Annotated in this window: 15 protein-coding genes and 1 pseudogene; 9 read left to right on the forward strand and 7 right to left on the reverse strand. The window is 25.4% G+C overall.

The annotated features are described in order from the left end of the window. From BUA62_RS05995 to BUA62_RS06015, 6 genes are all read left to right on the forward strand, one after another. A partial coding sequence (locus tag BUA62_RS05995) for a transposase (RefSeq protein ID WP_143148336.1) occupies nucleotides 1–220 on the forward strand: 220 nt, incomplete at its 5' end. 294 nt (nucleotides 221–514) lie between these two features. Beyond that, nucleotides 515–1171, forward strand: a complete 657-nt coding sequence (locus tag BUA62_RS06000) for a hypothetical protein (RefSeq protein WP_072864499.1) — start codon at nucleotides 515–517, stop codon at nucleotides 1169–1171. A gap of 421 nt (nucleotides 1172–1592) precedes the next feature. Beyond that, the gene (locus BUA62_RS06005) at nucleotides 1593–1883 is read left to right on the forward strand and encodes a hypothetical protein (protein ID WP_072864501.1); all 291 of its coding nucleotides are present in this window, start codon (nucleotides 1593–1595) and stop codon (nucleotides 1881–1883) included. Continuing rightward, nucleotides 1876–2022, forward strand: a complete 147-nt coding sequence (locus tag BUA62_RS11485; protein WP_159429503.1) for a hypothetical protein — start codon at nucleotides 1876–1878, stop codon at nucleotides 2020–2022. Before BUA62_RS06005 ends, BUA62_RS11485 begins: the two co-directional genes overlap by 8 nt. Nucleotides 2023–2034: 12 nt before the next feature. Beyond that, nucleotides 2035–2352 carry a hypothetical protein gene (locus BUA62_RS06010; protein ID WP_072864503.1) on the forward strand — a complete coding sequence of 106 codons (318 nt, stop codon included), beginning with the start codon at nucleotides 2035–2037 and terminating at the stop codon, nucleotides 2350–2352. A 331-nt stretch (nucleotides 2353–2683) separates the two neighbouring features. Next, nucleotides 2684–4222, forward strand: coding sequence for an ATP-binding protein (locus BUA62_RS06015; RefSeq protein ID WP_072864505.1), 1539 nt, complete (start codon nucleotides 2684–2686; stop codon nucleotides 4220–4222). Nucleotides 4223–4351: 129 nt separating this feature from the next. On the opposite strand, the gene BUA62_RS06025 is transcribed toward BUA62_RS06015, so the two are convergent. Beyond that, complete coding sequence (locus BUA62_RS06025) at nucleotides 4352–5776, reverse strand: amidase family protein (protein ID WP_072864510.1); 1425 nt, start codon at nucleotides 5774–5776, stop codon at nucleotides 4352–4354. A gap of 94 nt (nucleotides 5777–5870) precedes the next feature. Here BUA62_RS06025 and BUA62_RS06030 point away from each other — a divergent pair, with 94 nt between their 5' ends. Then, the gene (locus BUA62_RS06030) at nucleotides 5871–6140 is read left to right on the forward strand and encodes a hypothetical protein (protein ID WP_072864512.1); all 270 of its coding nucleotides are present in this window, start codon (nucleotides 5871–5873) and stop codon (nucleotides 6138–6140) included. On the opposite strand, the gene BUA62_RS06035 is transcribed toward BUA62_RS06030, so the two are convergent. Both BUA62_RS06035 and BUA62_RS06040 read right to left on the reverse strand, forming a co-directional pair. After that, nucleotides 6124–7272 (reverse strand): MFS transporter, encoded by a 1149-nt coding sequence (locus tag BUA62_RS06035; protein WP_072864514.1) that lies wholly within the window; start codon nucleotides 7270–7272, stop codon nucleotides 6124–6126. The genes BUA62_RS06030 and BUA62_RS06035 overlap by 17 nt on opposite strands. 45 nt (nucleotides 7273–7317) lie before the next feature. Beyond that, entirely contained in the window at nucleotides 7318–9030 is a 1713-nt protein-coding gene (locus BUA62_RS06040) for a M3 family oligoendopeptidase (protein WP_072864516.1), read from the reverse strand. Between the two features lie 417 nt (nucleotides 9031–9447). Here BUA62_RS06040 and BUA62_RS06045 point away from each other — a divergent pair, with 417 nt between their 5' ends. Together BUA62_RS06045 and BUA62_RS06050 are read left to right on the forward strand one after the other, a co-directional pair. Beyond that, on the forward strand, nucleotides 9448–10122 hold the full coding sequence (locus BUA62_RS06045; RefSeq protein ID WP_072864518.1) for a DUF2202 domain-containing protein: 675 nt from the start codon (nucleotides 9448–9450) through the stop codon (nucleotides 10120–10122). A 219-nt stretch (nucleotides 10123–10341) separates the two neighbouring features. Beyond that, nucleotides 10342–11133, forward strand: a complete 792-nt coding sequence (locus BUA62_RS06050; RefSeq protein WP_072864520.1) for a diguanylate cyclase domain-containing protein — start codon at nucleotides 10342–10344, stop codon at nucleotides 11131–11133. Nucleotides 11134–11555: 422 nt separating this feature from the next. Here BUA62_RS06050 and BUA62_RS11925 read toward each other — a convergent pair. The 4 genes and pseudogenes from BUA62_RS11925 to BUA62_RS06070 form a co-directional block, all read right to left on the reverse strand. Further along, nucleotides 11556–11687 (reverse strand): annotated as a pseudogene (locus BUA62_RS11925) (ATP-binding protein); the annotation flags it as partial. Beyond that, complete coding sequence (locus BUA62_RS06060; protein ID WP_072864525.1) at nucleotides 11686–12789, reverse strand: amidohydrolase; 1104 nt, start codon at nucleotides 12787–12789, stop codon at nucleotides 11686–11688. The gene BUA62_RS06060 and the pseudogene BUA62_RS11925, both read right to left, overlap by 2 nt. After that, on the reverse strand, nucleotides 12786–13922 hold the full coding sequence (locus tag BUA62_RS06065; protein WP_072864528.1) for an aspartate aminotransferase family protein: 1137 nt from the start codon (nucleotides 13920–13922) through the stop codon (nucleotides 12786–12788). Before BUA62_RS06065 ends, BUA62_RS06060 begins: the two co-directional genes overlap by 4 nt. Further along, nucleotides 13919–15109 carry an aspartate kinase gene (locus tag BUA62_RS06070; protein WP_072864530.1) on the reverse strand — a complete coding sequence of 397 codons (1191 nt, stop codon included), beginning with the start codon at nucleotides 15107–15109 and terminating at the stop codon, nucleotides 13919–13921. The genes BUA62_RS06065 and BUA62_RS06070 overlap by 4 nt, the downstream gene beginning before the upstream one ends.

Raw genomic sequence — 15109 nt, forward strand, 5'->3', positions numbered from 1 at the left:
ATTAACTAAAAAAGGTAATAAATATCTTAGAACTTATTTGATTTTAGCTGCTAATTCTCTTAGATATCATAATCCTATTTTCAAAGAATATTACTGGAAAAAGTTTAATGAATCTAATTCTCATCGTCATATGAGAGCTCTTGTATTAAGCGGTAGAAAACTTGTCAATCTTATTTTTTATTTACTTAAAAACAATGTACCTTATATTCCCATGAAATAATTTTTACTCATCCTTGTTTTATTATTTATTTTCTTTTATTTTTGAATTTCAATATTCTCAAACTATTAGCTTCTTTTATAGCTAATTATTTCCTTTTTGCTCTTTTTTACTGATTTGACTCCCTACCGGAAATCTTTCGTTTCTCTAATATTATTATACCATTAATATTTTTTATTCACCTACAATTTTCTAAGCTTTTTCTAAGCAAATACTAAGTTTCTTTTAAGATAAATAAGTTATTATATAGTTGTCGAAGGACAAATAAAAAAACAAAAATACTATGGAGGTGTTATTATGAAAAAGTTTTTAACAGTATTATTAATTGGTGGAATGATGGCAGGTTCTATTTTTGCATTTAACGCAAATGCTCCAAGGGTATACCATGATTCAGATGTTGCCCCAATGTATGAGAATTATTCAAGAATTCGTGGCGGTTATATGTTCTCAGATGAAGAGTTAATTACTGCAAATGGAACTATTGAATCTATTGAAGAAAATGAAATTTATCCAGGAATATTAGAAATTAAGGTTAAAATTGACAATGGTGAAATTGTTGAATTACATGCAAATTCTTATTTTGTAAATGATTTAGAAGTAGGGAAAAATATAGAATTAAAAGGTTGGATAATTAAATTAAATGATGAAACAATATTTAAACCAATTGAAAGCAAAATAGATGGTAAAGAAGTAGTGTTAAATGGTTTTGGAGGTATGACAATGAGAGGTTCTGGATATACAACAATGCAAGGTTATATTCCAAACAGAAGACCTGTTAATAATTTTAGAGGAATGAGAAATTCTCACAACTTAAATTACAACAATTGGAATCATAAACCCATGATGAATAATTACTACAATAATTATAATTTTAGAAATCACGCATCATACAATCAAATGCCAGGGTATTCACCTATGAGAAATCCTGCACCAATGCCACGAGGAAGAAGATAATAAATATAAACACCAAATATATTCAGCAAAAAACTTTAAGTTAATTTTTTTTCGTACATTTCACCATACATTATTATAAATTAAAATTATAAATTAAACGGGATCAAAAATCCCGTTTAATTTATTTTTATATACTTTTCGGTAGTATAATATAAACTGTGTAAAAATAAAAAAAGGTAGAGAAAAATAAAAAGAAATTGATAATTATTGTCGTTTAAATTAAATAAAAAAATAACATTAAAAATGTATCATGTGATATAATAATTATGTAAATTTGTTGAATTTTATAAATATAAAATTCATGGAAAATTTACCGCGAGTTTATTTACTTTTTTTTTTTTTTGATAAAATGATAAATGAATAAATTAATATTTTCTGCTGGCGACAGTTTTATTAATCAAAAAGTATTGGAGGGATGGTAGTGAAAAAGGGGTATGTTTTTATTATATTGATAGTATTATTTGTAACAAGTTTAAATGCGGCTACGATTATAGGTAGTGAAGAAAATAGAAGCTTAAATAATGTCAGTTCTAAGATCGATAAGACATTAGAAATTCAAATTGGCAATAAAGTTCTGAATTTTGTTCCTGAGAATAGCATTCCAAAAAATACAAAAGTTTTTTGGGTAAAAGATATTGCAGAATTAAAGAAAATTATTAATGAAATATATTCATTAAAATTAGTACATAGTAAGAAAAATTTTAATGAATAAAAATTATGGTGGAATAGGTTATGATTATGCCTGGGCTTCTGGAGAAGTTGTTTTTAGATTTTATTTAGGAATACATCCCATAGGTGTAACTATTATAACGAAAACATTACATGTTTATGATCAGGCTTTTATTAAATGAAAGGGTGATTAGATGAATTTAATAAATAAAATAATAAAAATAAATTTAGCTATTGTATTATCAATAATATCTGTTGTGTTAATTTTCCAGGTAATTTCAATTTTCAGTATTGCAGGCGGTGAAGAAATTTCATTATCAGAAAATAAAATTATAAAAGATATAGTAGATAATTATATGAAAATCGAATTTTACATAAAAAAAGCAAAAAAAGGTGAAATTATTGATATAGAAAAAATAAATAGTTTATTGAATGAAATAGAAAATTATAAAATAAAATTAAAAAGAGATATTCAAAAAAATTTTCAGGAAGATATATCATCTGCTGAGTAAAAATAAGAAAAACTTATTTTTTTCAATGATATACCATTCTTATTTCAAAAGGTGAAGAATTTAAAGGAATTTATAAAATATAAGGTGGTGTGGTGACACTTTTGCTTTTTGCAAAAAATTAACAATGGTTGTTTTTTAGTATTATTCAGTGTTTTATATAAAAAATACTGTCAACCTCAGAAAAAATAGCGGATAAAAATTCATCCGCTATTTTCATTTTGTATTTATCAAGCAAAATTATAAAGAGCTATTATTACTACATAATATACAAGGAATTATAAGAAAACAAAATGATTGAAATGTGATATAATTCCATCGGGAGGTGGAAATAATGAAAAAATTGCCAATAGGTGTACAAGATTATAAAGAAATAATAGAAGAAAATTATATATATGTAGATAAAACAAAATATATATTTAATTTAATAGATAGTGGAAAATTTTATTTTCTCTCAAGACCAAGGAGATTTGGTAAAAGTTTAACAGTATCAACGTTTTATTATCTATTCAAAGGAGAAAAGGTATTATTTAAAGATACATATATATATGACAAATGGGAATTTAAAGAATATCCAATAATAAGGATAAATCTACTTGATGTAGTAAATGAAAGTGAAAAAGAATTAAAAGAAGGGTTATTAAAAATAATAAAAGATGAAGGAAAAAAATATGGTATAGAAATAAAAAACGATCACTATAAATATGCATTTGATGATTTAATAATAGAATTATCCAAAAAAGGAAAAGTGGTAATATTAGTAGATGAATATGAAAAGCCAATATTGGATAATATAAATAACAAAGAAATGGCAGAAAAATATAGAAATGTGTTAAGAAATTTTTATGTAACAATAAAATCAAAGGATGAATATATAAAATTTGTATTCATAACAGGGATTACGAAATTCACAAAAACAGGAGTATTTTCAGCGCTTAATAATTTAAATGATATATCGTTAAATAAAAAATATGCAACAATGTTGGGTTATACACAGGAAGAATTGGAATATTATTTTGAAGATTATATAAAAGAAACAGCAAAAGACATAGGAATAACAGAATATCAATTATTAAAAGAAATGAAAAAATATTACAATGGATTTTCATTTGATGGAGAGCAATTTGTATATAATCCATTCTCCATATTAAAGTTTTTTGAAGAAAAAAAATTCAGAAATTACTGGTTTGAAAGTGGATCACCATCATTTCTATCAAAATATATAGAAGACAAAAAAATAACCTATGAAGATTTGGTAAAAAACACAGTAAGTAGCGATGATTTTACAACAAGAGAAATAGAAGATGCAAATGCAAATATATTCTTCACACAGGCTGGATATCTAACATTTAAAGGAAAAGAAATGTATGGATTTGAAGAAGAATATATATTAGACTATCCAAATCTTGAAGTAAAAGATAGCTTTTCAAGATTAATATTAGAATCGAACTATAAAGTGGAAATAAAAGAAATAAAAGAAATAAACAAAACAGTATGGAAAAAATTAAAAAACAATGATATTAAAGGATTAATAGAAGAAATAAAGAAAATAATAAGTGCAATACCGTATAATCTACACAAAAAAGAAGAAAAATATTATCATTCATTAATATTTACAATAATAGCATCAGCAGGAATAGACGTAAAAGCAGAAGAATTAACAAACTTAGGACGAAGTGACCTTGTAATAGACTTTGATGAAAGGATATATCTTTTTGAAATAAAAGTGGATAAAAGTGCAATTGATGCAATAAACCAAATAAAAGAAAAGAAATATTATGAAAAATACAGAGGAAAAGAAATATATGTAATAGGAATAAATATCAATTCAGAAAAGAGAAATATTGAGGATTATATAATTGAAAAAATATAACTCCAGCTTTTGCTGGAGTTTTTCCTGAGTTTGACAGTTATTTTTTTCAGAAAAAGAGATAATGCTGAAATATAGATTGAAATAGCAATTGTTAACTTTTTATTAAAAACAAAAGTGTCACCACACCCCCTAAATTTTATATTTTTCTTTAAATTCATTATAAGATGTTATTATTTTTGGCAATTTTCTTACATTATAAGATTGTTCATAACATTGAGCTAATGAAAATAATTTTTCTTCTTCTAAAAATCTTGCTGTAAAAGTCAATCCAAACGGTTCACCGTTTATATAAGAACACGGAACAGTTATAGAAGGATATCCTGCTTTAGCAGCAATACCTGCACCATAATTAGCTGGGAATATTAGAGCGGTTAAATTGTGTTCTTCAATAATTTTATCGATCCCTAATTTTCTCGAATATTTTCTATCATTTAATAAACTTTCTAAGTATTCTTTATCATTTATATTTGTTCCATCTGATTTAATTAAAATATTTTGTCCATATTTTATTGCCCTTGGATTTTTATAATTATATTTTATAATATCATTCAACGTTTTTACTTCTAAATCTTTATCTTTTAAATAATTATTTATTCCATGTTTAAATTCATAATAAAGAACATTGATGTTACTTATTTTGTCCAAATTCTCAAATTTTACTTTAATTATTTTCCCACCCAATTTCTCAACTTTTTTCAACGCTTCAAAAAAAGCATCTCTTTTTTCATCCTCTAACCATTTTATATGATCTTCAGAATATCCAAAAATCATCCCCTTATAATCTTTTATTTCGCTAAATTTCGGCTTATAATCTTTTACTATATAAGTAGCAGCATCTTTTTTATCATATTTACTCAATATTTTAAATATTTCATAAGCATCTTTAACTGTTCTGGTTATTGGACCAGCGGTATCTTGTGTATATGAAATCGGTATAATCCCACTTCTACTAATTGAACCTGTAGTTGGTTTCAGACCTACACATGAATTTGAACTGCTTGGTGATAGAATAGAACCAGATGTTTCAGTACCAATAGCTGCTAGACACAAATCTGCTGCTACAGCTACTGCAGATCCAGAGCTTGAACCTCCAGTATCAAAATTACCATAAGGATTTTTTGTTTGACCTCCTAATGTTGAGTAACCGTTTTTCATCTTAAAAGAAACAAAATTGGCAAATTCTGTTAAATTTGCTTTCCCTAAAATAACAGCTCCCGCTTTTCTTAATAATTTAACTAAATATGCATCTTCTTTTGCAAAGTTTCCTTCTAAAGCTTTTGCTCCAGCTGTTGTTTGTATTTTATCATTTGTGTCAATATTTCCTTTAATGATTATAGGAATTCCATGTAATTTACTTCTTATTTTACCTTTTTTTCGTTCCAAATCTAATTTCTGAGCAATAAATATAGCATCAGGATTAATTTCTAATATTGCATTTAAATTTTGAAGTTTTGAGATTCTTTCTAAATAAAATTCAACTAGATCTACACTATTGATTTTTTTTTCATCAAATAATTTATTAACTTTTTCAATTGTTAAATTCATCAATTCCATAGGTATCCCTCCAAAAAATATTTATATTTCTTAAAATATTCTAAGATAATTTTAAGTTTCACTATATATAATAAGATTGATGAGGGGTGATAATATGATATCAGAAAATTCTAAAATTATAAATGGTAAAATTATAAAAATAGAAAAAAGAAAAAATTCAAAATATTTATATAATATTTTTATCAAAGATCAAAAGAATAATATTTACAAGACAATAATAAACACTAGATTTTTTAATACTTTAAACTTGAATGAAAATATATCTATTTTAGGAAAAACTGTAAAATTCGGCAGTATATACAAATTATTATCACGTAAAATTATATATAAAGGCAAATCTTTTGATATTATTTCTTTTCATTAATTAGAAACACTATAATTAATTCTAAAATATTTATAGTTATTACTATAAAAAAACTATATAACAATCCGTGCAGTTTTCCAATATACCCAATCAAATAGGTTATCCCTCCAGAAATAATGGATGTTCCACCAGAAGCAATACTTAGAGCTATTCCTTTATTATTTTCATATTTTTCTACTATTAAGGCTTGAATAGTTGGATATGTTGTTGCAAATGCTGTCCCTACCAATATTGTTCCAATTGCGGAAATAACAACATCTTTACTTACATAAATTGTAAAAACTGAAAATAATATAGAAAATAACACAGTTATAATTAGCCATCTTTTATAACCATATCTTTCCGGCATTTTAGATAATAATGTTCTTCCTAAAAATAGTCCAAACCATAAAAATGATGGATATAATGCTGCTGTTGAAATATTAAAATTCCTAAATTCATATAAAAATGTTGATATCCAAGATGAAAAGTTCATTTCATATCCAACATAAAAAGATAAAGCTAATACCAACATAATTAAATTAAAATTGATTATACCTTTAATACTCTTTTTTTCTTTATTCAAATAATTCGTATGTATGGATTCTATAAAACTTTTAATTAAAAACAACGAAATTAACGGAATGATATTCAATAATATTCCAGTTAAAAAGGATAACTTCCAATATTTAGTATACCTTAATATCAATGATGAAAAAATAGGACTACTCAATGCTCCTATAGCAAAAGCAGAATGTAATAAATTTAATATCCTTCCTTTTTTTCCATTTCCTGTAACTCCAATAAGAAAGGGGATTGAAATTTCCAAAGCTCCTCCACCAAAATTAATAAAAAATATCCCTAAAACCATTATCCAATATGAATTCATTAAAAACATCAAAATGTTTCCCATTAGGAAAATCAATATAGCAGATAAAATCATTTTAAAAGCATTAAATTTTTCTAAAAGATAACCGTATAATAAAGCTGACAATAAAAACGCAATAGATCCTATTGAAAAGGCTAATCCAACTAAAGAATGATCAATATTATATGCTTTTTCAATTATTGGGATTAAAGTGCTTGTTACTATTAATGAATAACCAAAGGCAAAAAAACTACTAAATCCAAATATCAGTTCAGTTTTTTTCATATTTACCCCCATTTAAAACTGGGCGGTATTTACCGCCCTTATAATTTATAATGATTCAATTTCATCCATAATAAATTCTACTAATTCTGAAATATACTTTTCAGAAAAATCAAATTTTATACCTGCTATTTCATATAATTTTTTTACAGGATATTTAAATCCGGAACTTAAAAAGTTTTTATATTGCTCTATTGCTTCTTTTCCATTCTCTTTATAATTCTTATAAACTGCTATTGCGCCTAATTGTGACATAGCATATTCAATATAATAAAATGGCACTTCAAAAATATGCAATTGCCTTAACCATCTAATTCTTTTTTCTTTATCTAATCCTGACCAATCAATTCCAGGATTGAATCTATCCATTAATTCACCAAAATAATTATCTCTTTCTTCTATTGTATGATTAGGATTTGTATATATCCAATGTTGAAATGCATCAACAATCATTACCCAGGGTAATATTTTCAATGTTCCTTCTAATTGTTCTCTTTTTGCTTTTTTTAAATCTTCAGGATTATTATAATATTCATCTAAATACTCTAAAGTTAGTAACTCCATAGACATTGAAGCTAATTCTGCAACTTCACTTGGGAAGTCTTTTAATATGGAAATAGGTATATCTTTAGAATAAAATGTATGTTGTGCATGTCCAGATTCATGCAATAATGTTTTTACATTCCCATGTATTCCTACAGCATTCATAAATATAAATGCTGCTCCCGTCTCTCTTAAAGGATAATTATATCCACCTGGAGCTTTCCCTTTTCTATTAATTAAATCTAAAAATCCAGAATTTTTCATTTTCTCTATATTTTTTGCAAAGTCACTATCTACTCTTTTTAAAATTTTTATAGCTTTTTCTACAAACTCTTCTTCTGTTCTAAACGGTTTTAATATTTTCCCGTCAACATCAACTTCAGTATCCCATGGTTTTAAAGTTTCTACATTTAATTTTTTTCTTCTCTCTTCATTTAATTTTGATAATGCTGGAACAACGGTTTTTTCTACAGATTTATGAAATTCAAATAAATCTTTAGGTGTAAAATCAAACCTTCTTTTTGCATCATGCATGTAGTCTCTAAAATTTTCATATCCCGCATTCTTTGCTATTTGAATTCTAATATTTTTTAATTCATCAAAGAGGGTTTCTAATTCCTCATGGTGTTCTAATATTGCATTATTTACTAATTTCCAAGCATCTTCTCTAATTTTCCTATCGGGATTTTTTAAATATATTCCCATCTGTGATAAAGTTCTTTCTTCGCCATCATATTCAACAGTTATTTTTGAAATTATTTCTCCATATTTTGAAGATAATTCTTGTTCTTTTATCTTTAATGGAAGATTCTCTTTTCTAAAAATTTCTATATCTCTTGAAACTAATCTATTCATGTGTTCATAGCTTTCATTTTTCAATTCTTTTCTATATGGAGAATCATAAAACTTCTTTTTCAATAAAAAATCATATTCACTTGCCGGAGATATTATATTAGCATAAAAATCATTAAATGCTTTGGAATTTTCTTCTTTCGTATCACAAGTCATTCTAATATATCTCCATGCCATTTCTTCAGAGAGTATAGCATCAAATTCAGACCATTTTTCCAAAAATTTTAGTAAATCATTAACTGAATTTATTTCTTCAGCTAATAGACTTTCTAGTTCATTTTTTACATCATTCCAATCGTTTAAGTTAATCTCTTTGTTATAGAATTTCCTCGGTTTCTTTTCAATTTTTTCATTTGTAAGTATCATCTTTTTTCCTCCTTTTCATATTTTGTTAGTTATACTAATTATAATTATACACTATTATTCTATTTTTGTAAAATGATAAAAGATACTTCTTCATCAAATTTATAATATTATTTTTTACTTTCATAATTTTATATAAGTTTCAAAATCATTCTCTAACTTAAAAAATACAAACAACATAATTACTAACAGCAATGAATATTTGCAAACTATTATTAACTTTGAATCTTTTTCAAAAAGTAATATTAAAATTTCATTTTTTTAACACAAAATAAATAAAGTACTTCAATATTTTAAAAATCGTGGTATAATATATAATATAGAAATTATATGAATTTATATAATTAAAAAATTTAAAATAACCCATATGTTTCTTATCAAAAAAATTTTAATGAGAATATCTCTATAAGGAGGGATATTATGAAGAAAAAGTTAGCTAGTTTTATATTTACAGTGTTTATTTTTATCACAATATTTTCTAACCTTCCTACCTTTACTCCGATTATTAATAAACCAATTGATGTATCAACTTTACCCTACGAAACACTTTCATCTACAGAGATAAATTCTATTATGAGAATGAGAGAAGAGGAAAAGTTAGCACGTGATGTATATTTGACACTATATAATGCATGGGAAATACAAATATTTTACAATATAGCAACACGTGCAGAACAACTTCATATGGATTCCGTTAAAGCTCTCATTGATAAATATGATCTTGAAGATCCTGTAAAAGATGATACTATAGGTATTTTTAGTGATAAGGAAATGCAAAAATTATATTATGATCTAGTTACACTCGGTACAAAATCAGAAGTTGACGCTTTAAAGGTTGGTGCAACTATTGAAGATTTAGATATTTTTGATTTGGATCTTGCTCTAAAAGAAGTTGATAATAAAGATATTATATTAGTTTATGATGCACTTATTAAAGGTTCAGAAAATCATATGCGGGCTTTTATAAATACACTTAAACAATATAATGCATATTATGAACCACAATTTATCAGTATTGATAGATTTGATCAAATACTAAACGATACAAATACAATGCAAAATAATGGTCAGCAACATAAAGGAGGACAAAAATAAAAAATAAAAAGGACTCTATTATACCATATATCTAGATTTAATTCTATTTGTAATAAATGATTACCGGATATCTAAATTAGATATCCGGTTTTTCATTATTCAAATTAGTTAGAAATTCTGATATAGCAAGCTACTTAATAATATTTGTAGAAAAAAAATCATGTATTTTTATTTTATTTAGTATATAATTTTATTGTGGTGCCACAAAGGAGGGGGATTATGGAAAATTACATACTAAAAAGTATTAATTCTGCATTGAAATTTATAGAAGAAAATATATCAAATGATTTTTCTTTAGAAGATATTGCTGAATATTCAAATTTTTCATTATCTTACCTATATAAATTGTTTAATTTAATTGTTGGTATGAGCATTAAAGAATATATCAGAAAAAGAAGGCTTTCAAAGTCTGTATATGATTTGTTTAATTCTAATATGAATATTTTAGAAATTGCTATCAAATATCAATATAATACCTATGAATCATATTCAAGAGCATTCAAAAAAGAATTCGGATTATGTCCTAGTGAAGTTAGAAAGAAAAAAATAAATGTACCGTTATTTAAACCTATAACTTTAAATGGAGGGGATATTATTATGGAAAATAGAAACTATTTATTGCTTATTGATATTGATAAATTTGCGGATATTAATAAAACATACGGAAGAAAATTTGGTGATTTAGTTCTATCACAGATCCCTGAAAGAATAAAAGAAGTTTTAAATAAGGAGAATTTTGACTATGAAAATAAAAAAGCTGAAAACATTGAAAGATTAGGTGGAGATGAATTCGTTATTGTATTGAAAAATGCTGATGAAAAAAATGCAAAATATATTTCTAAAAAAATTTTAGAAAATATTAAAAAACCATTTGCTTATGAAAATATTCAGGTAACCGCAAGTATAGGAATCACTGAATACGTTTTATTAAATAAAGATACTTATGATGATGCTTACAAAGCTATGATTAATGCAAAAAAAGAAGGCAGAAATACTTTTAAATTAATATAGTCCCTAGTATACTAAAAACTATGCATTTTAGCTTCTTTAATGATGATGGTATATAAAGATTAATAATCTGTTTTTTAATAATATAATAAATATAATTGGTATGGTATTTCCATACCAATTATTAATTACATTGAAAATAATATCAACGATATTTCTTTATATATCGCTTTAAAGGTCATATTTTATTGATATATTCTCACTAATTGCAATAACAGAACATCTACTCTAACATAAACTATAACAAAACCATAAGCTTTCATCTAATTAATGTAACTAATAGTATTTGAATGTACATGATTATAAAAGTTTTTAATTTTTTGGTATTTAGATTTTTGAACTATATATAATTATTTAATCATAGGAAAAAGCACGAAAACTTTTTTAAAGCTTATAATAGGTATTTCTACCCTTTCCATATCTTTTAATCCATTTAATTTACATAATTCTATAATTCTTTTTATTCCAGTTCCCCATTGTTCTATAAATCGTATTTCTTTTAAAAAACGGGCAATAACCTTATTACGTATCTCTGATCTTCCATCTTTTATGGATTCAACATAATTTCTTAAATATATCAATACCAATATTAATTACATCATCGTCAGGTAAAAAGTCCGGAGAATGTAACCCTACTTTTTTATTTGTTTTAGTACCTAACCAAAACATTAAAGCGGGGTATTTTTCTGCTATAAATCCAAAATCTTCTCCTGTCATCTTATATCCACAATCTATTATTTTATATTTATTTTCTATTTTTTCTAAAAATTCTTTATATACTTTTTCATCGTTAACAACTTCTTTATATTGTGAACCTAAAGTAATTTTATAATCCACATCTAGCATTTCTTTAATTGAGTTTAATATTTTTTCCAATTTATTAATGTATTCTTTAGTATGGTCTAAACTCAAAGATCTAATGCTTCCTTCTATTTTCCCATAAGCAGGTATAACATTTCTTACCTCACCAGAATACGCTTTTCCAATACCATATATTAAAGGTTTCACAGGATCATTGGGAATTTTTTCAAGTGAATCTAAAAACATTCTTAAAGCATTTAATGCATTTTTCCCATCTTGCGGAAAGGCTATATGAGAATTTTTCCCGAAAAATTCTATATCTATTTCAACCGCAGAAGCAAATAATACACCTTTTGATGTAGCTATTACTCCTTTTTCATATTCATCAGTAACATGTAAAGCATAAGCCTTTATTATATTAAAATTATTAAAAATACCAGAATCAATTACCTTTTTTGCTCCACCTCCACCTTCTTCTGCAGGCTGAAACAAAAATAAAATATTTTTTTGAATTTTATTTTCAAACGCATATTTAATTAATCCGTATAATATGGACATATGAATATCATGGCCACATGCATGCATATTTTCATTCTTTGATTTGAAATCAATATTATTTTTTTCTTTTATAGGCAAAGCATCAATATCTGATCTAAAAAGAACAAACTCATTTTTTTCAACTGGTTGATACTTTATTATCAAACCCGTTTCTAAAGGTTTTAATATTTCAACATTGATATTATAATGTTCTTTTAATTTATTAATAGCATTTTCTAATATTTGTGTGGTTTTAAACTCTTTAAATCCCAATTCAGGATTTTGATGTAAAATATATCTTAATTCAATAGGCGATATCATAATAATTCCTCCAATATTTTAATGATCTCATCTATCTCATCATAAGAGATATTTAAAGCTGGTAATAATCTGATCACACTGTTATTGGAAATAATATTCAATAATAATCCTCTTTTAAAAGCACTTTCTCTTAAATCAGGATATGGTTCATCTAATTCAATACCAATCATTAATCCTTTTCCTCTTATATCAGCAATTTTATAAGTTTTCATACTTTCTAATTTGTTTTTTAAATAATTCCCTTTTTCAAACACATCATCCAACATATTTGGTAAATTATCCAACATATATCTTGCACCAGCTAAAGCAACTGGATTTGGTGCAAAAGTAGAACCATGATCACCTGGTTTTAAAATATTAGTAGTGTCATTTAAAAATATAGTTGCACCTAATGGTAATCCTCCACCTAATGATTTTCCTACAGTAATTATATCAGGTTTAAGATTAAAATGTTCATATGAAAAAAATTTACCTGTTCTGCCTAATCCAGCTTGAACTTCATCACAAACCAATATAAAATTTTTTTCATTATGATATTTATTTAATATTTCAGAAAATTCTTTTGTTAATTCCATTACTCCACCAGAACCCTGAATTGCTTCAACAAAAACAGCTATAATTTCATCACCATGATATTTCATATAATCATTAAATCCATCTACATCATTAAATTCAAACTCTTTACAATAAGGCAACAAAGGTCTAAATGGGGATTTTAATTTTTCAAATCCATTAATAGATAACGCTCCTAATGTTCTACCATGAAACCCTTTTTTAAAATAAATAATTTTATTTTTTTCTTTAGTTGATATTTTTTTTATTGCTTTTAAAGCCGCTTCTGTGGATTCTGTACCTGAATTAGTAAAGAAAACTGCACCATTTTTATCGGTAAACTCAATTAATTTGTTAGCAACCCACTCTACATCTTCATCTAAAAAGAAATTAGATAAATGCATATATCTCTGCATTTTATTTTTCATAGCATTTATTAAATTTTCATTTGAATGACCAAAAGATAATACTCCTATACCAGAAAAAGTGTCTATATATTTCTCTCCTTCTTTAGAATATATATATATACCTTTTGCGTAATCTATATCTATATTAAAATAATCATACATTTTTAATATCATAATTCAAACTCCTTTAACAACGATTTTGTGGCTTTATCTAAATACTTTTTTTCTAATAAACAAGATATTTTTATTTCTGAAGTGGTAACCATTCTTAATGGTATATCTTCTAATGCCTTAAAAAAACGTGAAGCAACTCCTTTCTCAGTTTTCATACCTATACCAACTACAGAAACTTTTGCATAACCATGTTCATATGTGATTTGTGAATCATTAAATTCAACTAAAGCTTCTTTTAAATATTTATCAAAATGTTCCATCTCTTCCTCAATTATAGTAAAAGATACATTCAACTTATTATTTATATTAATTATTGAAATCATATCAACGTTAAAACCCTTTTGAGCAATTTTATCAAAAATATTGTAGATAATAGCATGATTAAAAGGTAAATTTGTTATTGTTACCTGCGTTTGATTTTCCATTACACTCATACCTGTAACTACTGGATTTTCAATATTATCTGTAACCACATATGTCCCCTCCTCATCTGAAAAAGTCGAAGCACAATAAATAGTAATATTATATTTTTTTGCAACTTCAACAGCTCTACTATGTAATACTTTTGCACCAAGACTTGACATTTCTAACATTTCATCATAAGTAATATACTTTATTTTTTTCGCATTTGGATATATTTTAGGATCAAATGTAAAAATACCAGAAAAGTCACTATAAATTTCACATTTCGCATCTAACGCCGCTGCTATAGCTACTGCTGAGGTGTCTGACCCTCCTCTTCCAAGCGTGGTATAATCACCTTCCTCTGTTATTCCTTGAAATCCCGTAATTACTAAAACATCATATATGTCCAATAATTTCAAAATTTTTCCTATTTTAAACTTTTGAATTCTTGCATTATTAAAGTCTCCTGTTGTGAAAATACCAGCTTGAAATGCATTTAACGATTTTGTTTTAACATTTAAATCATTTAATGCCATTGAAAGCAATGCGACAGAAATTTGTTCCCCTGTTGTCAATAACATATCTAATTCTCGGGGATGTGGTTTTTCTGAAATCTCTTTTGCTAATTTTATTAAATTATCAGTAGTTTTACCCATTGCAGAAACTATAACAACAACTTTATATTTTTTATTAACCTTATTTTTTATTTTATTTGCAACATATTTGATCTTTTCTACATCTGCTACAGATGAGCCTCCATATTTTTGCACTACTATATCCAT

It is taken from the genome of Marinitoga hydrogenitolerans DSM 16785 (assembly GCF_900129175.1).
GTDB lineage: Bacteria > Thermotogota > Thermotogae > Petrotogales > Petrotogaceae > Marinitoga > Marinitoga hydrogenitolerans.